Source organism: Anatilimnocola aggregata (assembly GCF_007747655.1).
GTDB lineage: Bacteria > Planctomycetota > Planctomycetia > Pirellulales > Pirellulaceae > Anatilimnocola > Anatilimnocola aggregata.
Genome location: NZ_CP036274.1, coordinates 8,059,574 through 8,078,968, shown reverse-complemented (window position 1 = coordinate 8,078,968; position 19,395 = coordinate 8,059,574). Strand labels below are relative to the sequence as shown.

General features: G+C 58.4%; 18 protein-coding genes. 7 read left to right on the top strand and 11 right to left on the bottom strand.

Annotation, left to right across the window (positions count from 1 at the left end):
* Positions 1-294 precede the first annotated feature (294 nt).
* Entirely contained in the window at positions 295-1,728 is a 1,434-nt protein-coding gene (locus ETAA8_RS30775) for a DUF1501 domain-containing protein (RefSeq protein ID WP_145098141.1), read from the bottom strand.
* A 132-nt stretch (positions 1,729-1,860) separates the two neighbouring features.
* Complete coding sequence (locus tag ETAA8_RS30770; protein ID WP_145098137.1) at positions 1,861-4,377, bottom strand: PSD1 and planctomycete cytochrome C domain-containing protein; 2,517 nt, start codon at positions 4,375-4,377, stop codon at positions 1,861-1,863.
* A 324-nt stretch (positions 4,378-4,701) separates the two neighbouring features.
* On the opposite strand from ETAA8_RS30770, the gene ETAA8_RS30765 reads away from it, so the two are divergent.
* The 7 genes from ETAA8_RS30765 to ETAA8_RS30735 all read left to right on the top strand — a co-directional run bounded on the left by ETAA8_RS30765 (position 4,702) and on the right by ETAA8_RS30735 (position 11,433).
* Entirely contained in the window at positions 4,702-5,169 is a 468-nt protein-coding gene (locus tag ETAA8_RS30765; RefSeq protein WP_145098134.1) for a hypothetical protein, read from the top strand.
* Positions 5,170-5,312: 143 nt separating this feature from the next.
* On the top strand, positions 5,313-6,167 hold the full coding sequence (locus ETAA8_RS30760) for a DUF1559 family PulG-like putative transporter (protein ID WP_145098131.1): 855 nt from the start codon (positions 5,313-5,315) through the stop codon (positions 6,165-6,167).
* 113 nt (positions 6,168-6,280) lie between these two features.
* Positions 6,281-7,141 carry a DUF1559 family PulG-like putative transporter gene (locus ETAA8_RS30755; RefSeq protein WP_145098128.1) on the top strand — a complete coding sequence of 287 codons (861 nt, stop codon included), beginning with the start codon at positions 6,281-6,283 and terminating at the stop codon, positions 7,139-7,141.
* A gap of 23 nt (positions 7,142-7,164) precedes the next feature.
* The gene (locus ETAA8_RS30750; RefSeq protein WP_145098125.1) at positions 7,165-8,022 is read left to right on the top strand and encodes a DUF1559 family PulG-like putative transporter; all 858 of its coding nucleotides are present in this window, start codon (positions 7,165-7,167) and stop codon (positions 8,020-8,022) included.
* A 122-nt stretch (positions 8,023-8,144) separates the two neighbouring features.
* Positions 8,145-9,182, top strand: coding sequence for a D-alanine--D-alanine ligase family protein (locus tag ETAA8_RS30745; RefSeq protein ID WP_145098122.1), 1,038 nt, complete (start codon positions 8,145-8,147; stop codon positions 9,180-9,182).
* Positions 9,179-10,741 carry a GNAT family N-acetyltransferase gene (locus tag ETAA8_RS30740; protein WP_145098119.1) on the top strand — a complete coding sequence of 521 codons (1,563 nt, stop codon included), beginning with the start codon at positions 9,179-9,181 and terminating at the stop codon, positions 10,739-10,741. Before ETAA8_RS30745 ends, ETAA8_RS30740 begins: the two co-directional genes overlap by 4 nt.
* Before the next feature lie 251 nt (positions 10,742-10,992).
* A complete protein-coding gene (locus ETAA8_RS30735) occupies positions 10,993-11,433 on the top strand; it encodes a response regulator (protein WP_145098116.1) in 441 nt (146 codons plus the stop codon).
* 8 nt (positions 11,434-11,441) lie between these two features.
* On the opposite strand, the gene ETAA8_RS30730 is transcribed toward ETAA8_RS30735, so the two are convergent.
* The 9 genes from ETAA8_RS30730 to ETAA8_RS30690 all read right to left on the bottom strand — a co-directional run bounded on the left by ETAA8_RS30730 (position 11,442) and on the right by ETAA8_RS30690 (position 19,391).
* Positions 11,442-12,200, bottom strand: a complete 759-nt coding sequence (locus tag ETAA8_RS30730) for a sensor histidine kinase (RefSeq protein ID WP_145098113.1) — start codon at positions 12,198-12,200, stop codon at positions 11,442-11,444.
* Between the two features lie 124 nt (positions 12,201-12,324).
* The gene (gene xylA, locus ETAA8_RS30725; protein WP_145098110.1) at positions 12,325-13,638 is read right to left on the bottom strand and encodes a xylose isomerase; all 1,314 of its coding nucleotides are present in this window, start codon (positions 13,636-13,638) and stop codon (positions 12,325-12,327) included.
* 854 nt (positions 13,639-14,492) lie between these two features.
* Entirely contained in the window at positions 14,493-14,843 is a 351-nt protein-coding gene (locus tag ETAA8_RS30720; protein WP_145098107.1) for a hypothetical protein, read from the bottom strand.
* A gap of 13 nt (positions 14,844-14,856) precedes the next feature.
* The gene (locus tag ETAA8_RS30715; protein WP_145098104.1) at positions 14,857-15,198 is read right to left on the bottom strand and encodes a ribonuclease E inhibitor RraB; all 342 of its coding nucleotides are present in this window, start codon (positions 15,196-15,198) and stop codon (positions 14,857-14,859) included.
* A 46-nt stretch (positions 15,199-15,244) separates the two neighbouring features.
* Positions 15,245-15,820 carry a hypothetical protein gene (locus ETAA8_RS30710; protein WP_145098101.1) on the bottom strand — a complete coding sequence of 192 codons (576 nt, stop codon included), beginning with the start codon at positions 15,818-15,820 and terminating at the stop codon, positions 15,245-15,247.
* A 55-nt stretch (positions 15,821-15,875) separates the two neighbouring features.
* On the bottom strand, positions 15,876-16,586 hold the full coding sequence (locus tag ETAA8_RS30705; RefSeq protein WP_145098098.1) for a YggS family pyridoxal phosphate-dependent enzyme: 711 nt from the start codon (positions 16,584-16,586) through the stop codon (positions 15,876-15,878).
* A gap of 6 nt (positions 16,587-16,592) precedes the next feature.
* Positions 16,593-17,282 carry a uracil-DNA glycosylase gene (locus ETAA8_RS30700; RefSeq protein ID WP_202921366.1) on the bottom strand — a complete coding sequence of 230 codons (690 nt, stop codon included), beginning with the start codon at positions 17,280-17,282 and terminating at the stop codon, positions 16,593-16,595.
* 10 nt (positions 17,283-17,292) lie between these two features.
* Positions 17,293-18,669 carry a c-type cytochrome gene (locus tag ETAA8_RS30695; protein ID WP_145098095.1) on the bottom strand — a complete coding sequence of 459 codons (1,377 nt, stop codon included), beginning with the start codon at positions 18,667-18,669 and terminating at the stop codon, positions 17,293-17,295.
* A 125-nt stretch (positions 18,670-18,794) separates the two neighbouring features.
* Complete coding sequence (locus ETAA8_RS30690) at positions 18,795-19,391, bottom strand: DEAD/DEAH box helicase family protein (protein WP_145098093.1); 597 nt, start codon at positions 19,389-19,391, stop codon at positions 18,795-18,797.
* Between the last annotated feature and the right edge of the window lie 4 nt (positions 19,392-19,395).

The window sequence follows — 19,395 nt, the reverse complement described above, 5'->3', positions numbered from 1 at the left end:
GAATCCTGAATTCATCCTCTTTGTTGATAAACTCCACCGCGACTCTCGTCGCCGTTGGTGAATTTACCAGCCAAGACCCAAGATGAGTTCCTCTCAGCGGCGCGAACCGATCTTGCCGCGCAGGCGCGCTCCTTCCACCCGCTTGCCAGACCTGTCGCCATAATTGTGACAACTTAGTGAATAGTTGTCAAGCAGGTGCGACTAAGTTCTGCCCTGAGCCTGCAACCACGGGATTCGCAAAGTTCGATCGATAGTTCGACGTGCTGCGGATAGTTCGCACCGCATGCAAGGCAGCTACGCGATGATCTTCGTGGCAATGTTGCCGTGGACATCGGTCAGGCGGAAGTCGCGACCGCTGTAACGGTACGTGAGCTTCTCGTGATCGAGCCCCATCAGATGAAGCACGGTCGCGTGCAGGTCGTGAATGTGCATCTTATCTTCGACGGCCTTGATGCCGTGCTCGTCGGTGGCACCATATCGCAGACCACCCTTCACGCCGCCGCCAGCCATGAACATGCTGAAGCCGGTCGCATTGTGGTCGCGGCCATCTTCGTTCTGCGCATGAGGCGTGCGACCAAATTCGCCGCCCCAGATGACGAGCGTGTCCTTGAGCATCGAGCGCTGCTTGAGGTCGTTGAGCAGGGCCGCAATCGGTTGATCGATTCCGGAGCAATTCGCGGTGAGCCGATTCCGCAGCGAGGCGTGTTGGTCCCAGCCGCCGAAACCGACCTCGATAAACCGCACGCCCGCTTCGGCAAAGCGGCGCGCCATGAGGCACTGACGGCCAAAGTTGTCGGTTCCGCCGCCACCCTTGCCGACTGCTTTCGCACCGGCCGCACCGCCGATGCCATAAGCTGCGAGCGTGGCGGGAGATTCATCGGCGAAGTCCATCACCTTGGGAACTGCTGACTGCATGCGGAAAGCCAGTTCGTACGACTCGATTACCCCTTCGAGTTGCGGATTCACCTGGTCGGCACTCAAGCGGTCTTGATTCAACTTTTGCAGCAGGTCGAGTTGTTGCCGCTGCTGCGGGCCGCTCAGTTCGGCATTGCGAATGTTCGGCACGCTGGCCCTGGCTAGTTGCACTCCTTCGCCGCCGATCTTCGTTCCTTGAAACGCTGCGGGCAAAAACGAACTGCCGTAGTTCTGCGCGCCACCGATGCGGGCAATGGGATTAATCGTGATGAACCCAGGAAGTTCTTGGTTCTCGCTCCCCAGGCCATACAGCACCCAAGCGCCCAGCGAGGGGCGGACAAACTGAAAATTACCGGTGTGCATTTGCACGGCAGCCTGCGGGTGATTTGGCAGGTCGCAATGCAAGCTGTTCAGCAGGCACAGATCGTCGGCATGCTTGCTGAGGTGCGGAAAGAGTTCCGAAATCGGCAGGCCGCTATTGCCGCTGGGATTGAACTTCCAAGGTGACTTGAGCAGCTTGCGGTTTCCCTTGCCTGGCACCTGCCCGGGCGACTTGCCGTCGTCCTTTTCCAGCCCTGGCTTGTAGTCGAACGTATCGACGTGCGAGGGCCCGCCTTGCATGAACATGAAGATCACGCGCTTGGCTTTGGGGGTGAAGTGAGGCAAGCGAGGTGCCAAGGGATTGCTCGACGCCGATTCACTTGCAGCCGGCGAAGCCTTCAACTGCTGCTCGCAAAGTCCCGCGAGCGCGAGCAAGCCGAAGCCGCAGGAAGAGCTCTTGAGCAACTCACGACGAGAGAAGAGAGGGTTCATAGGGCACCTGGTTTCGTGAAATGACGTGATTCGTGATTTGGTTCGTAACTTGGCTTGTTCTTAGTTCCCTCTCCCCGTGAGTACACGAGGAGAGGGAGTATTAATGCAGGCTGCGCCTGCTGCTAATTTCGATCAATACACGTAACGGAACTCAGCCGACGCATACAACGTGTGGCATAGCGCCGTCCACGCTTGCTGGCGACGTTGTTCGGGTTTCATGCCAACCGCTTGCGTGGCCGCGTAGTCGTTGAGGAATTGCTGCACCTCGCCCATTTGATCGCTGGTAGCACCATGTCCGACGATTAGTCGAAACGCATAATCGATGCGCTGATTGTCGTCGGTCAGTTTGCTGTTACCAAGCACGCGATCGGCAGCCCCCTCGGACATCTTTTGCACGACCGGGCTGTTCATCAGGTAGAGCGCCTGGGTGGCAACCGTCGTCACGTCTCGCTGGCCAGTGACGAGTTCGGGATCAGCCATATCGAAGACGTTGAGAAACTCGGGAACGTAACCCCGCGCCATCGGCAAATAACAGCTGCGGTAGGTGTTCTCCTGCAGCAGTTCCTCTCCCTTAATCTGGCGGCCCAGTTCGCCACTAAGCTTCATCACGGGCGAACCTGCGGGGCGCTCCAAATTCAAGCGGCCCGAGGTGGCCAGCACTGCATCGCGAATCGCTTCGGCTTCGAGGCGGCGACGGCTCATTCGCCACAGATACTTGTTCTCCGGATCGCTGTTGTAATTGGCCGCCTGATGAGCACTCGAAAGTTGATAGGTGCGGCTGAGAACAATCTCGCGAATTAGCTGTTTAGTCGACCACTTCTGATCCATGAACCGCACGGCCAAATAGTCGAGCAATTCGGGGTGCGAAGGTGTCTCGCCCAGCGCTCCAAAGTTATCGATCGTCTCGACCAGGCCGCGACCGAACAAGTGGAACCACACCCGGTTCGCCATCACGCGGGCAGTGAGTGGATTGCTGCGGTTGGCAATCCATGCTGCGAGTTGCAGGCGCCCGCTGTGTGTTTTGTCGATTTGAGGAGCACCGGGATACATCAGCACGCGGACCAGCCCGCGATCGACTTCGTCACCCAGGTCGTTGACTTCGCCCCGAATGTTAATGTGGCAGTCCATCAACTTGGCCGATTCCCGCACACCCATGGCGTTTTCGCCGGGCGGGGTGAGCTTCTTTTCCAGTTCTGTGCGGGCGTTGCTCAGTTCACTCAACCGCCGCTCTTCTTTTTGGAAGGGATTGGCCAGATTGGGCTTCTGGCGTTTGTTTTCCTTGGCGAGTTTGTTTTTGTTTTTCGGCTTGGCAGCCAGCCTGTTGGGAGCGACTGCTGGAACATCCCCGAGAGCCTCTTTCGCCCTCGCCAGGTCGCGCTTAGCCTCGGCAATTTCCCGGTCGAGCCGCGCGAGTTCGCGGCGGTCTGCTTCGCTGCCAGCTGACTTGGCGGTGCTGACCAGCGAAACAAAGTCTCCTTCGTAGCCTGTCTTGTTATTGCCGCGCTTCACGCCCGGGAACGATTGAGTGCTACGGAAGATGCCAGCCAGGGCGTAATAGTCTTGCTGTTGAATCGGGTCGAATTTGTGATCGTGGCAGCGGGCACAAGCGACCGAGATCGCCATGAAAGCGCGGGTGGTGACGTCGATCTGCTCGTCGGCCACATCCATCGCGAACTGTTCGGGATTTCGTTCATTCAAACTGCGTGGGCTGAGCGCGAGGAAGCCGGTCGCGGTGATGTGTTCGTTCTGCTGCTCGTTCGTCGCTGCAGGAAGTAGATCGCCGGCAATCTGTTCGCGAATGAACTGATCGAACGGCTTATCGCTGGCAAAGGCATCGATCACATAATTTCGATAACGCCAGGCATATTGATAAGGGACATTTCGTTCCTTGCCGGTCGACTCTCCAAAGCGGGCCACGTCCAGCCAATGCCGCCCCCAACGCTCGCCAAACCGTGGCGAGGCAAGCAGGCGATCGACTAAGGCTTCGGTCGCCTTGGGTGACCGATCGTGGACGTAGGCGTCCACTTCTTCAGGCGTTGGTGGCAGTCCGATTAGATCGAAATACAGGCGGCGAATCAGCGTCGCCTTGTCGGCATCGGCAACCGGGGCCAGTTTGTTTGCTTCCAGACCTGCGATGACGTAGCGATCGATCGGAGTGCGTGCCCAGGCCGCATTCTGGGCAGCCGCCGGGGGCGTCAACTTCGCAGGCTGCAGCGACCAGAACTTCTTTGCTTCGGCGAGGTTGATTTTCTTACCCACAGTCGACGCGGTAGCCTCGCGCGGGTCGGGTGCGCCAAGCTGGACCCACTTCGTAAAGTCGGCAATCACGTCGTCCGACAGCTTTTGCTTGGGGGGCATTTCCAGCCCGTCCTCATGTCGCAAAGCTTGAATCAGCAGGCTGTCGCCCGGTTTGCCGGGGATGACCGCAGGGCCGGTTTCGCCACCCTTACGAATCCCCTGCTTGGTATCGACGCGAAGTTCCCCTTTGATCTCCTTGCTGCTCGCCGAATGGCACTGATAGCAGTTGGCGACGAGAACGGGGCGAATTTTTTTCTCGAAAAAGTCCACTCCCACGGCATCGACTTCGGCTGCCTGAGCCAGGTTGGTACCAAACAAGAGCAAGGCAAGCACGCTGCAACAAAGCTTCATGGCTGGGATATCCCGGGCTGCAAAGGGTTTTCAGGGCAGCACTTGCGAGCGAAACTGCAGAACTGACAAGCGTGGGGAATAGAGGCCGCCGTCTGCTGCGACTCTTCCCTGTGATGGCTGAAAATCAGATGCGCTCGACCAAGCCTTTATTGCAAGGCGTCCGTTACGCGCCGCGCACAAGCCCCGCAGCTAAGGTGCGAGTTATAATTGCGGTCTTGAGAGTGAGATTCAAGAACTCGATCCCCGGCAGATGATGCCAGGGACTGCCGCCTGGGTATGATCGGCCAGCCAGAACAGGCGGATTGCAGCGAACAGGAGTTTGGAATGTCGTTTCAGTTCGAGTGCCCTAACGGCCATTTGCTGGAGGGAACCCCTGACCAGGCTGGTCAGCAATGCCACTGCCCGACGTGCGGCATGCTCTTTCTGATTCCTGAACCGGTCGTCGAAGCTCCTTCGCCGCCCGGCATCGTCTTCCCCGGTGCACCCGCGGCTGGAGGCAATCCGCTCGCACCCCAGGGGCCCGAACTGCTGCATATTCCCTGCCCCAACGGGCATGAACTCGAAACCCCACCAGAAATGCTCGACCAGGACGTCCTCTGCCCCCAGTGCCAGGCACAGTTCACCCTCCGGCGCAAGAACAGCGTCGAGTTCAAGCGGCAGCAAGAAGAGTTGGAAATGATCCGCATGGCCAAACTTAGCAAGGCCTGGTTGCAGGGCGCGATCGTGGCCGTCGTGTTGATTGTGATTGGTCTGGGGGCGTTGATCGCCATCCGCATTGCCAGCCGCAACTAACCTTGCAGCACTGCCAATGGGACTCCCCTCGAAACTGCGTCGGGCTACTTTGTTCACGCCCCACTTCCTATAATCGGCGCAGGCTGGCCTGGCGACGGACGCACGACAGTCAGAACCTCTTTTCAACAGCGAAGCCGACTCCCATGTCCATTCAATTTGCTTGCCCTCACTGCGGGAAGCAGACGGTGGTTGCCGACCAATACGCTGGCCAAACTGGCCCCTGCGCGAGTTGTGGAGCGCAGGTGACGGTTCCCTACTCGGGCACGGGAACCATCGGTCCACCAACCGGAGGCTCCAAGGGAACTTCCCCACTGCTAATCATTCTGGCAGTGGTCGTGGTGGCGATGCTCGCTTGCGGGGGACTGCTCGCAGCCATCGTGGTTCCAGCTGTATTTTCGGCTCGCAGCGCAGCCCAGCGCGTGAATTCGATGAATCACCTCAAGCAAATTGGCTTGGCGCTACACAACTATTACGACACGCACAATACCTTTCCGCCGGCTGTCGTCACCGATAAGGACGGCAAGCCACTCTATAGTGGTCGTGTGCTTCTGCTCCCCTACATTGAGCGCGGCGACTTGTACGACCGCTTCGACAAAGCGAAGGCCTGGGACAGTGCGGAGAATCTCGCCGTCTCGCAAACCATGATCGATACCTTTCTCGATCCAGCACGAACGACCGGCGGACCATTTCGTAGCGACTATGTATTTGTCACGGGCAAGAACACAATCTTGGAGGGGAATAGCACGGTTCGGTTTGCGGACATCACCGATGGCACGAGCAATACGGTGATCGCGATCGAAACTTCTCAGGGCCCCGCGAGTTGGGCCGCGCCCGGCGAGTGGGATGTCGACTCCGGCACACTCCCGCCGAGCAATCACGAGCGCGTTCGTCTCATCCTGTATGCCGACGGCAGCGTGCGACCCATGGATCACGCGGCCGCACAACAAATCATTCGCGCCGCCGCCACACGCAACGGCGGCGAAGTGATTCCATTTTGATCGCCAATTTGATCTAACTCGCTGCGAATAAACTCCTGCGGATAGCGAAATCCTTATGGCTCGGTAATACTATTTCCGTCATTGGGAAACTCATCCTCTCCAGGCGCAGTTGAATGTCGATTCAATTCTCTTGTCCTCATTGCGGCCGGCAAACCGTCGTCGCCGACCAATTTGCCGGGCAGTCTGGCCCCTGTGGCAGTTGCGGCAAGCCGGTAACCATTCCTGGCAGCAGTGGCTTTCAGTCGTCGCCACCACCGCAGCGTAAAGGAATAACCGGTGCCATCCTGGCCGTTCTGCTGGTTGGGGCTCTAGTCGTCCTGGTTGCCTGCTCGGGAATTATGATCGCCCTGTTGTTGCCCGCAGTGCAAGCCTCGCGCGAAGCTGCGCGGCGGGTGCAGTCAGGGAATAACATCAAAATGTATGTGCTCGCATTGCAGAACTATCACGACACCTACAATACTTTTCCGCCGGCGGTGGTGGTCGATAAGGCGGGCAAGCCGCTTTACAGCGGTCGCGTTTGCCTCCTCCCCTTCATGGAGCAACGAGCGCTGTACGATCAATTCGATAAAGACAAGGCCTGGGATAGCCCGGAGAACATTGCGATTTCGCAAACGGGAATCAAGCCATTTCAAAATCCGTCGAGTCCGAGTACGAATCCGGCGCGCACCGACTATGTCTTCGTCACCGGCCCGCGCTGCGTGTTCAACGGCAAAGAATGCCTTTCGATGCCTGCCGTCATCGATGGCACGGCCAACACGATTTGTGTTGTCGAAACGAGTTCGGGTCCCTCTTCGTGGGCCGAGCCAGTTGATTGGGACGCCACCTCGGGACCGATTCCGCAGGGAAACCATCACAACGGAACCATGCTCGGGTTTGTCGATGGCCACGTGAAATTGCTGCGCACGGAAGACTCAGCGCGACTCTCAACTCCTCTGACCACGCGCGATGGCGGTGAAGTTCTCCCCGATTTCTAATTCTTGTTCGATTGGCCCCAGCCATGACAATTCAATTCAGCTGTCCTCATTGCAGCAAGCAAACGGAAGTTGCCGATCAGTATGCCGGCCAGTCTGGCCCGTGCGGCAGTTGCGGCAAAACGGTGACCATTCCCGGCGGCACAGGTTATCAATCAATGCCACCACCGCGCAAGGGTGCCGGCGGCGGCACGATTGCCATCATTCTGGTGGGAGCAGTGGTCGGGCTGTTTTTCTGCTCGGGCATACTGGTAGCACTTTTGTTACCCGCGGTGCAAGCCGCGCGCGAAGCTGCCCGCAGGGCGCAGTCGTCAAACAACTTGAGGCAGATCTTGCTGGCCATGCACAATTACCACGATGTGCACGGACAACTGCCCCCGGCGGTCGTTACTGACGACCAAGGGAATCCGCTGTTCAGCGGCCGCGTGCTGCTTCTGCCTTATATGGAACAACAAGCACTGTTCAACCAGTTCGACCAGTCGAAGGCCTGGGACAGCCCGGAGAACGCCGGAGTTTCCAACACGGCAATCAAGGTCTTTCAGGACCCCTCGAACCCCAGCAACAACGCTGCAAGGTCCGACTATGTCTTTGTGACTGGACCGGGGACCGCCTTCGAAGGGACTAAGGCGTTGCGCTTCTCAGACGTTGCTGATGGCCTGTCGAACACGCTGGGCTTTGTCGAAACCAAGGCGGGGCCTAGTTCCTGGGCGGAGCCTGTCGAATGGAATGCAGACAGCGGGGCGATTCCACCTGGCAGTCATCCCGGCGGCACGATTGCCGGCTTACTCGACGGCAGCGTGCGATTCATCAGTAGCGGCATCGATCCCCAAACCACGAAGGCCTTAACGACGCGAAGTGGTGGCGAGCAAGTCGGCAACTACTAATTGTTTCGCCGGGCGATCGAGCAGGCGTGGCATGTTCAGCCGCTCGGTTTGTCGCTAACGTATCTGGCAAGGGCCACGCCGCCGGGCGCGTGGCAGTTCTGCCTTGCAACGTTGCTCCGCACATGCTCATTGGCCTGACCTACGACCTGCGCTCTGAGTATTTGGCTGCAGGGCTCGGTGAAGAAGAAACCGCCGAGTTCGACCGCGAATCGACGGTCGCCGCCTTCGAAGGTGCCCTGCGCGAACTGGGGCATCAGACCGACCGCATCGGCCACGCCCGCCAACTGATCGATCGCCTGAGCGCCGGTAGTCGCTGGGATCTGGTCTTTAATATTGCCGAAGGAATGAGCGGTATTGCTCGCGAAGCGCAAGTTCCCGCGATTCTCGATGTATACGGAATCCCCTATACATTTTCGGATCCGCTGGTCCTGGCCCTCACGCTGCACAAAGGGCTGACGAAGACCGTCGTCCGTGCAGCGGGTGTACCGACCGCTCCTTTTGCGGTGGTTGAGCGATTGGCCGATGTCGCAGCCGTGCAACTTCCTTATCCCCTCTTCGCCAAACCGATTGCCGAGGGAACTGGCAAAGGGGTGACCCCCGCCTCGAAGGTTCGCGATGCCGCTGAACTCGAGCAAACCTGTTCGCGCTTGCTCGCGCAGTTTCAACAACCGGTGCTCGTCGAGACATTTCTTCCTGGTCGTGAATTCACGATTGGCATGATCGGCACCGGTGCCGAAGCTTACGCGCTGGGCACCATGGAAATCCTGCTGCTGGCGACTGCGGAAGCTGAAGTCTATTCCTATGTCAACAAGGAGTATTGCGAGGGACGCGTCGAATATCGGCTCGTGCGTCCCGACGAAGATCCAGTCGTGCGGGCAGCGGAAGAAGTAGCTCTGCGAGCCTGGCGAACCCTCAACTGCCGCGATGGAGGCCGCATCGACATTCGCTGCGATGCCAGTGGCGCCCCGTCATTCCTGGAAGTGAATCCACTCGCCGGCATCCATCCCGAACATTCCGACCTGCCGATTTTGGCCACGATGCTCGGCATCACCTACACCGACCTGATCGGTCGCATCGTGGCTTCCGCCCAGCAGCGAATCGCGAGTGCTCCGGTTTCGCTGGCGCAGAAGTTCGACTCTCGCCAAGGACGGGCGCAATGACCGCAGGGGCAGCAACTCGCCTGCGTGTGCTCGTCGTTCATAACAGTGTGCCCGACGATGCTCCTGCTGCGGAGCGCGACGTGCTCGAGCAGGTGGCGGTCGTCGCGGACGCGTGTCGCGAATTGAACTTCGCCTGCGACACGATGAGTTGCGACCTCGATCTGCGACCCTTGCTGGCACGGGTCGAAGCCTATCGCCCCGACGTAGTCTTCAGCCTGGTCGAGTCGCTCGCGGGGCGAGATCAACTTGCCTGGCTCATTCCCGGTCTGCTCGAAACCATTGGCGTTCCTTGCACCGGCAGCGCTTCTGGCCCACTGAATTTGAGCAACGACAAGTTGCGGACGAAAGAGCGGCTGAAACTGGCTGGCCTCCCCACGCCTGCCTGGTACACGCGCGAGGACTTGCAGCGTGACGCAGCCCGCAAGTCTTTCCAGTCCGGTCCGTTCATTCTCAAGGCCATCAGCGAGCATGCGTCCCTCGGTCTCGATGACACTGCGCTCGTGCACGCCGAATCGGCCACTGATTTACTCGGCCGCTTGCAGCAGCAGACCGAGCGATTGCAGAAGCCGTGTTTCGCCGAGCAGTTCATCGCCGGGCGAGAGTTCAATCTGTCGGTGTTGGCCGCCGAAGCGCAGCCGCAGGTGTTGCCTGCTGCCGAGATCGACTTCAGCAAGTTCCCCGCAGACAAGCCGCGCATCATCGGTTACGCGGCCAAGTGGGACGAGGGCTCGTTTGAGTTCGACCATACACCGCGAATGTTTAGCTTCCCTCCCGCTGATAAACCACTGCTCGATTGGCTCGGCTCGCTCGCCCGTTCGTGTTGGCAAGTTTTGGAGCTCGCCGGCTGGGTGCGAGTCGACTTTCGTGTTGACGAGCAAGGTCAGCCGTGGATTCTGGAAGTAAACACTAATCCTTGCCTCTCTCCCGATGCGGGCTTTGCTGCCGCAGTCCAACAAGCTGGACTAAGTCTGACGCAATCCGTGGAACGAATCATTTGCACCGCACTGCCGATTGCTGCAACCCGTGCAGAATTGCCAAATGCAAGTAAACGGCAAGTTGGCCAAGTACAAGCCACTCTCCGCAGCGAAGTGACCGCTGCCGATGAAGAGCACGTCCGCGAAATCGTCGCGGCGACGGGCATGTTCCGCGCGAACGAAGTGGACGTGGCAGCCGAATTAGTGCGCGTTCGCCTGCGCGATGGCCAAAGCAGTGGCTATGAGTTTCTCTTCGCCGAGCAGGCTGGCCAAGTGCTCGGGTACGCCTGCTACGGTCAGAACACTGTCACCCTGGCTAGCTACGACTTGTACTGGATTGCCGTCCGGCCCGAGTTGCAGGGCCGCGGCATTGGCCAGCAATTGCTGCAAGCGGTCGAAGCAAGCATTGCCGCGGCAGGTGGCCAGCAGATTTATATCGAAACTTCCAATCGTCCCGATTATGCCGCCACGCGTCGCTTCTATGAGCGCTGCGGCTATGCCCTCGAAGCGGTGCTGCGAGATTACTATGCGGCGGGGGACGATAAGGCGGTCTTTGTCCGCCGCACGGGCTACTCAAGCAAATAGCAGGCTCGCCGTGTGAAACTTTCGCGGTTCGCAGCCTGCATAATTGGTAAAAGTCTTACCGCTCGACTACGGAAATACGCCGATCTGTCGCTGCAGCCCCCTCGCGCAGACTGCAGACATTTCCGGACCTAGTTTTGAGTATCCCGGCTTGAGCTTTTGCGGCGTAGTCCGCTGCTCGTTTCAGTCGTGTGAGTGAAGATCAGCTTCGCTTGCGCACTGCCGGGAGGGGCAAACCGTTCTAGGGGCAAAACGTGAACGAGCGACGAACCATTCTGCACATTGATGACGATCCCGCCGTACTAAGGCTAATCAACGCACGACTGCATGACCACGGATATGACGTGATCAGCTGTAGCGACCCGGTCGATATTGAAGAGCTGCTGCTCTCGACCAACGCTCGCATCGTGCTGCTCGATATTTCGATGCCGCGGGCCGATGGCTTGGAACTGTTGCGGCAGATCAAGCGTTACGACGGCGGCATTCAAGTCATTATGTTGACTGGCCTGGTGAGCATGAACGCCGTGCTCGACTCGCTCCGCTCCGGCGCCGAAGCTCTCTACTTCAAGCCGATTCTGAATTTCGAGCCCCTGCTCGAGATTCTCAGCGACTCGTTTCGCAAGACCGATCGATGGCGGAAAACGCTGGAAGAATTGCGAATTCGCCGCGCTCAAGTGCTCGTGCCCAGCGAGTAACCAGGCACCTATTTACGCTGTGCAAACGGATCGTCCAGGACTGCTCGCGCCAGCGGCAACTGCATTTCGACCTTCGTCCCCTGCCCAGGATGACTGACGATTTGCGTTGCCCCGCCGAGCATCCGGGCCCGCTCTTGCATGCCGGTTAATCCGTACCGCGTCGGCTTCACGTCACCCGGTTCAAAGCCCAAGCCTTGATCGGCAATGCGAACCAGCAGTTCACTGCCCAGCTGTTGCACCTGCACGTCTGCCTGCCGACATTGACTGTGTCGCCAGACGTTGTTGAGTGCCTCCTGCACCACGCGCAAGATGATCATCTCGAAGGCGGGTGCCAGGTGCTGCAGTTGCACGTCGGCCTGAAACGCCACCTGCAAGCCGTAATCGTTTTGAAATCGCAGCACTAGTTTTTGTAGCGAGGCGACAAAACCGGCCTCGTCGAGTACCACGGGAATCAACCCGCGTATCAGGCGCCGCGCCTCGGCACCGCTTTCGCGCAGCGTGCGGACGGCCTGTTCGTACAGTTCCTTCGCAGCGGGCGTTTCAAACTGAATTTGTCTCGCTGCCGAATCAAGCAACATCACACTGGCAGACATATCCTGCACGATGCCATCGTGAATCTCAAATGCCAGCAGTTGTCGATCGCGCTCGTGCAGTTCGAGCGAATGATTCATGACCTCGCGCTCGCGCAGCAGTTCGTTCCGCTCGCGCTCAAGTTCGGCACATTGCGCGCGCAGTTGCGTCAGATCGTGGATGGGCAAAGAAGACATATTCAACCAGGAACGCAATTCACGGCGGGCTGTCGTGCAGTCGGATAACGACTACACACCAATCCGGGGCGCGCACAGCACTTTCACGCACGACAATCTGTCGACCTTCAATTACCAGAGTAATTTACAAGTAACGGTTGAATAGGTTTTCCAGCCATTCTTGTCGACCACTGCGGTTGGCAGCAACTTCGCCCTTCTTCAGCATGTACGCTTCGAGCGTCTCAAAAGTTGCCTTGCCAGATTCTACTTCAGCGCCCACGCCGCTGTCCCAACTGCTGTAGCGTTCCCTTACGAACTTTTCAAATTCGCCTTCCTGACGAATGGCCGCTGCCACTCGTAACCCCTTAGCAAAGGCATCCATGCCACCGATATGAGCGTAGAACAAGTCGATTGGTTCGAAACTTTCGCGGCGAACTTTTGCATCGAAATTGACGCCCCCGGTACCGATGCCGCCATACTTCAGCAGCATCAGCATGATTTCGGACGTCAGGTAGTAGTTTGTGGGGAACTGATCGGTATCCCACCCGAGCAACAAGTCGCCGGTATTTGCATCGATCGAACCGAGCGCACCCTGGAAACCCGCATAGTCGAGCTCGTGCATCATCGTGTGCCCGGCCAGAGTTGCATGATTCGTTTCCAAATTCAATTTGAAATGTGGCAACAGATCGTAGGCCCGCAGAAAATTGAGGCAGGCCGCGGCATCGCTATCGTACTGATGTTTGGTCGGCTCTTTCGGCTTGGGTTCGATCAAAAACTGTCCGGTGAAGCCAATCTTCTGGGCATAGTCGACAGCCATGTGAAAGAACTGGGCCAGGTGGTCGAGTTCGCGCTTCATGTTGGTGTTCAGTTGGCACTGATAACCTTCGCGGCCACCCCAGAATACATAGTTCTCGCCCCCCAATTCCTTGGTCACTTCCAAACACTTCTTCACCGCCGAAGCAGCGTAGGCGAAGACGTCGGCGTTGCAGGTGGTCGCCGCGCCGTGCATGTAGCGCGGATGGCTGAACATGTTCGCCGTGCCCCACAACAGCTTGATGCCCGTCCGCTGCTGCTCTTCTTTCAGCGCCTTCACGACGGTGTCGAAAATCTTGTTCGATTCGGCCAGCGTGGCCCCTTCGGGCGAAACATCGCGATCGTGAAAGGCGTAGTACGGAGCGCCGAGCTTTTCGATCAACTCGAAGGCGACGCGGACGCGCTTCACGGCGTTCTCGACGCTAGGGCTGCCGTCATCCCAAGGGCGAACGGCGGTGCCGGGGCCGAACGGGTCGCTGCCGGTGCCGCGGAAGGTGTGCCAATAGACGATGCTGAAGCGGAGGTGCTCCTTCATCGTCTTCCCTTCGATCACTTCGTTTTCGTCGTACCAGCGAAATGCCAGTGGGTTCTTCGACTGAGGGCCTTCGTACTTAATCTTGCTGACTTCGGGAAACGCGGCAGCCATGTCTTGCTCTTCTATCCAGAACGATGAATTTTGAGGGGGAGAGAACGCCTGCGACCGAACGTTAAGATGTCCTCGCGTCAGGCGGGCGCTGAGCCGGCAATCGTCGCAGATTCACTGCCCAATCGCAACGGGCGAAACGCCCTGCTCGTAAGTGCTCTGCACGCTCCGCGGTCTGCTTTCCAGCCGTGGCGACTTCGCCCGCTGTGTGGCTTGTTTCAGCTCTGACGCCCGGCAAGGGATTGACCGTTGTCTCGAGACGCAGGCAGAATCCATGCAGGCTAATTTCACCTCCACGGAAAGTCAGCAACGTGTTTCACGGCAATCAGGAACGTTGGGAAGTTCACCCCGATTGGTCAAATTGTCGCGTCGATATTGATGCTTTGCACAGCGACCGGGAAGGATTTCGAATTTGGCTGCGACATCGCGATGCCACGAAAGGCGTGCTGATCGTCCGTTTTGCCGCCCCCTTTTCTGGGCCGGCTCTGAAGAATGTTTTCGCATTGCGGCCCTGCAACCAAGCCAGCCAACCCCGCAATACCCACACGTTTTTTGGAAGGTTTCGGATTCGGAACTAACGAAGCTTTTTCATCGCCAGTCTGCCCAGGCCTATTGTGAGTTTCCCGTGCAGCACTATCTGTTCGCTGCGTGCAACGAAATCATTGATGTGCTTTCCACAACTCCACCCGAATTCGATTTTGATTCAGCTGAGTAGTACGCCGTCTTGAGTCGCATCGTTCATGGCCAATCGCGACGGGCGAAACGCCCTGCTCTTCAGTACTCAGGCCCTGCTCGTTAGTGCTCTGCACGCTCCGCGGTCTGCTTTCCAGCCGGGAAGCTTACTCGCAGGCAGGCCGTTAACCTGTCTTCATTCGGGCCAGATCGAAGATCGCCGTGCCGATGCCAATCGCGGCTACTGCCAGGCCTGCCCAGTGCATGGGAACAAAGAAAAACGAATGGTGCGAATTGTCAATCGTGAACTCTTCGCCTGTAATCGAATCGATGACCTGCCGATCGCCGCGCGCTTTGAGCATGAACCCGACCAGCGACGAGGCGATGCCTCCGATCACGAGTGCTAGCCCAACGACCCAGGGATGGGCCGAATAGTAGCCGGCTCCCAGTTTCGCATCGACTACGTACTGGGCAATGAGGCACGTGCCGAAAGTAATGATCGCGACCAGAAATCCCCAGCCCGTCCAAATGATCATCGCACGTACCTCATCAACCGTTCCCGCGCTCGATGTTCCCGAACGTTTCCCAGCCGTCGCAAAAGCCGCCGAACGGCTTACTCAGTTCGTTCAATTCATGCTGGCAGGCGACGACGGCCTCGTAAGTGAGCAGCATCGTCCGCACGCAGTAGACATCGACCTGGTCATCTTCTATTTCGCCAATTTCCACGTCATAGCCGTGGCTGCGAGCGGTCGGCAAGAACGTTTGTGCTTCGGCCAGACTGGCAAAGACCACGGGAAAGTCGACTTGCATCGGCTGGTTCAGATCGTTGCCGTCGGCTGCCACACCCCGCAGGGCATCGCCATCGGCATCAGCGGGATAATCCTGGTTCAAACGTCGCTCCTAACGTGCATTGACTTCGGTAACGTGAGTGATTGCTCTAACGGCGTGGGGCTCTACGAGGGTCGTCAAACTGCCATTCGATTTCGCCCACGGGCTGAATCTTATCGTCTGCTAACTTGAACCGATATCGACCATGGCGCGCCCCGTGATGTGACTGGCGGTGCGTTCGCGTGATGGCCAGTACCGGCTCATCTTTCTCGCCGAACTCCAGTTCGGCACTGATGAACACCGGGCTACCGCCATCTTCGTTCCAGGCCAGCGGCCGAAAATCATCGTCGCAAATGATAATTGTTTGTGGCTGACTGCCAGGCCAGCTGACTTTCAGTGGTTCATAAACAAGCAGTTGCCGCGATTCCATGCCAAGTTGGTATTGGCCATAGAAGACTGGATGCTGCTCCATCAGATGCCAGCGCAACCTTTGCGCGAAATCGCTGCTCCCCTTTAACTCGCCGAGTTTCTCCTGAAGGCTATTTCCTTGCTGCTCCAGCATTCGCCGTGCAACGATGAAATCGTTCGGCGTCGGGGGTTCATTGCTCTTTGATTCCTGGGCTGAACTGAAGCCGGAGTGAACGAGCAACAATAACGGTAGGCACCACAAAGTGATCCGCAGCATGCAACACCTCCTTGTCTGCCTAGTAAGCTTAAGACTTTGCTGTCGGCGGGCAACCCTAAAACAGCCCCTCGAAAAAACTCGAGCCGATTCTTACCATGGTTGCCCCTTCGGCAATCGCTTCTCGAAAGTCGCCGCTCATTCCCATGCTTAAGTCAGCGAGGCTGACGTTCGCGGGGGCATTCGGTGCGAGTTGATCGCGCAATTGGCGAACCGCGGCGAATTGCTGCTGCGCGGTGACAGCATCGGTATCGAGGCCGGCCATGCTCATCAGCCCGCGTATCTGCAAGTGACTGAACTGGGCCGCGGTTTCGATCACACTTGGCATCTCTGCCGGCGCAAAGCCATGCTTGGCCTCGTCTCCCGAGATGTTCACTTCGAGCAGGATTGCCACAACTTGGCCTAGCTTTTCTGCTTCGGTTTGCAATTCTTCCAACAGGCGCAAACTGTCGATCGAATGAAACAGTGCGACGAAGGGGAGCGTGCGTCGCACCTTGTTCCGTTGCAAATGACCAATCAAGTGCCAGCGAATCGGCAGGTCGGTCAGTTCCGGACCTTTCGACCAGATCTCTTGCGGCCGGCTTTCACCCAAGTCGAGCAGTCCCGCCGCAGCCACTTGCCGTGTGATATTCGCATCGACGTACTTGGTCGCCGCGACGATTGTCACCTCGTCTGCCCGGCGACCGCTGCGGACCGCTGCCTCAGCTACTTCTGCGCGAACGCGAGCGATGTTTTCGAGCAGCAGGGGATTCGCGGCGAACGATGGCATGCGGAGTCATGTTTGTGAGAGAAGTTGACGGGCACGCGTGAAGATGGCGTCGAACATCGGTTCGGTCAAGCGACCGGTAAACGTATTCTGCTGGCTGGGATGATAACTGCCGAGCAGCCACCGGTCGCCCGCCAGTGGCACTTCGGCCCCATGCCCAAAGGCCGGCAACTTTTTTGCCGTGAAGCACCCCCGTTGGCGCGCCTGGTCGAGCGATGCCTTCCAGGCAAACTGCCCAAGTGCCAACAGCACGCGGGGCTGCGCCAAATTGAATGTCTGCGTCAGCCACGGTTGGCAAGCGGCGATTTCTGTCGGCAGTGGTTTGTTATCGGGGGGTGCGCAGTGGCACATCGCCGTGATCGTGCAATCGAGCAGTTGCAAGCCGTCATCGATCTTCTCCGAGTGCCCCTGATTGGCAAAGCCAGCGCGGTGGAGCGCGCGATAAAGCCACTCGCCGCTGCGGTCGCCCGTGAACATTCTCCCCGTCCGATTCGCTCCATGTGCCGCCGGAGCCAGGCCGACTATTAGCAGCCCCACTGGAGCCACGCCAAAATTCGGGACCGGCTTGCCCCAGTAGTCCCAGGCCAGATAAGCCTTGCGCTTCTCAGCTGCAATCTCGCGGCAATACTCACGCAGTCGCGGGCAGCGCTCGCAGGCGACGATCTTTTCTTGCAGCGATTGCCACGACTCGATGTTCATTAGGCGTTGGCTACAGCGTCTTCAAATATTCGAGGACGGCGGTTTTCTCATCTTCGCTGAGCGCATCCGGATAGTCATGCCCGGCGGCACTCTTGCCAAAGCCGCGCGTATTGAAGTGCTGTCGCTGCTCCGCGCTGTTTAGGTCCGCGGGAACGGCATCGAGCATTTCCACTTCCAGGCCCACTCGTTTTTGGTCGTAGCCGGTCTCGGTTCGCTTCCATACAACGGGCCGCTGAGCGGGATGCAGCATGTGCCAGAGCGTCGGCACACTGCCGTTGTGCAAATAAGGAGCGGTCGCCCAAATGCCATCGAGGGGCTGAGCCACGTATCCCTTCGGTTCGTTGATGTTCGGCACCTTGCCATAATCGGTGAACCAACTGGTTCCGTATGCAGCGCGTTGAGCGGGCGAAAGTGCTTGCAGTCGGACCGGGTCGGTTTTCAACTCGTCGAGCGGGATGACTTTCGCCGGCCAGGTGTCTGTTTCGTCTTTGTGGCGAGCATAGGTGCCGTGGCATTCGGCGCAAACTCGATTGAAGGCAACTCGGCCTTGGTCGGCCAGCGGTTGATCGATGGCATGGGGATAGGGTGGCGCTGCGAGCGAACTGATATACGCAAAGACGTCCTGAAAGTCGGCTTCCCACTCGTGGAACTTGGTTGGACCGTTTTGCGGCACCATCATGAACTGCATCAGTCCGCGGTGACCTTTGCCCGCGAAGGCATCGGCATAGAGAAACTCCTTCTTGCGGAAGTGCCACCACGGAGGCGCATCCATATCGTGGTGCGTCATCTTCGGTGGCGGACGATTCTTATGGACGTTCAGATCGGCATCGCGAAAGTTCATCAGCGCGACGCCGAACATCACCGCATTGGTTGTACCGTCGCTCGTTCCCAGCGGAACAAACAGACTGCCGAGGTCCATCCGCCCGAGTGGCCGGGTATGCGTCAGTTTGTAGGCGCGTGTATCGTCCGTCAGCGTTTGCAGGGCGAAGCGCGAGTTCGGTAATCCGGGAATTACTTTTCCTTCGACTTGCCCGCCATGACAGGCGAAGCAGTTCATCGTCCAAACGCCCTTCTCATCGACCACATATTGCAGCGGCCTCGTGGGATCATCGGGACGCGGCGTGAGGCCATAACGAGAAAAAGCAAGCTTGCGACGTTCTTCCGGAGTAGCGTTCTTCGCCTGAGTGCGGAGCGGCTCGGGCCATTCGGTCCAAGCCTCGTCGAAGACGTCCTGTGTGAAGTCTGCCGGCAAGTACGATTTTTGCGTGAGCCAGCGATAGCCGCGCTCGGCTGCCGTCTCGGGCTCGCCGGCGGTGAGCAGGCTGCCGGCGAGCATCGTCAGCGCAAGCAAACCGGCGGCTGCCAGCAGGGAAATCGATTTGCTCATGTATGCACCGACAAAAAAGGCGATCTTCGCAACAGCGTCCAGGTATGGCAGGCCACTCACCATCCTACCGCCAGCCCCCTTGAAGACAACCGCAGAAAGGCCGTGCCAGGTAACCCGCGCGGGTGCTAACTTCGCTGGCGGAAAACGTCGTACAAGCTCAAGAGCATTTCGCGCAGGTCGCCGCGCTGCGCGGCATAGGCCTCGGCGACGTCGGCCGGAGTGATCTGGTCGTCGCTGTCGGGCAGTAGTTGCTGCACGATCCGCAGGGCCAACTCAAACGTCGGCTGGGTGGTGAAGATCGCCGGCAAACTCACGGGCTGATGAGCGGTCACCAGCAATCCCGCGCCACGCTGAAGACAACGAGCGCGCAGCAATAGTCGCTGCCAAAAGCTGAGTTGTTCGTAGCCATCCACGATCACGAGCGTACGCTCGTTCCAGTTGCGCCAGTTTAGCGATTGCCAATCGAGCGCGCGCTGGCCGCCATGCAACTGCTGCCGAACAATCACTCGGGCTTGTGCTTCTAAAGTAGGAATTAGCGCGGCGATGAGAGATGACTTACCGCTGCCGTGCGGACCGATGATCGAACCGCGCCAGTGTTGTGCTTTCAATTGAGTTGTTAATGATTCCACCGAAATGCCGGGCGGAAATTGATACGGAATGGCGCCGGGGCGAATGAATTTCGTCGCGAACGGATTGCTGCCTGCAGTGGGCCCGGAGGTCATGGCA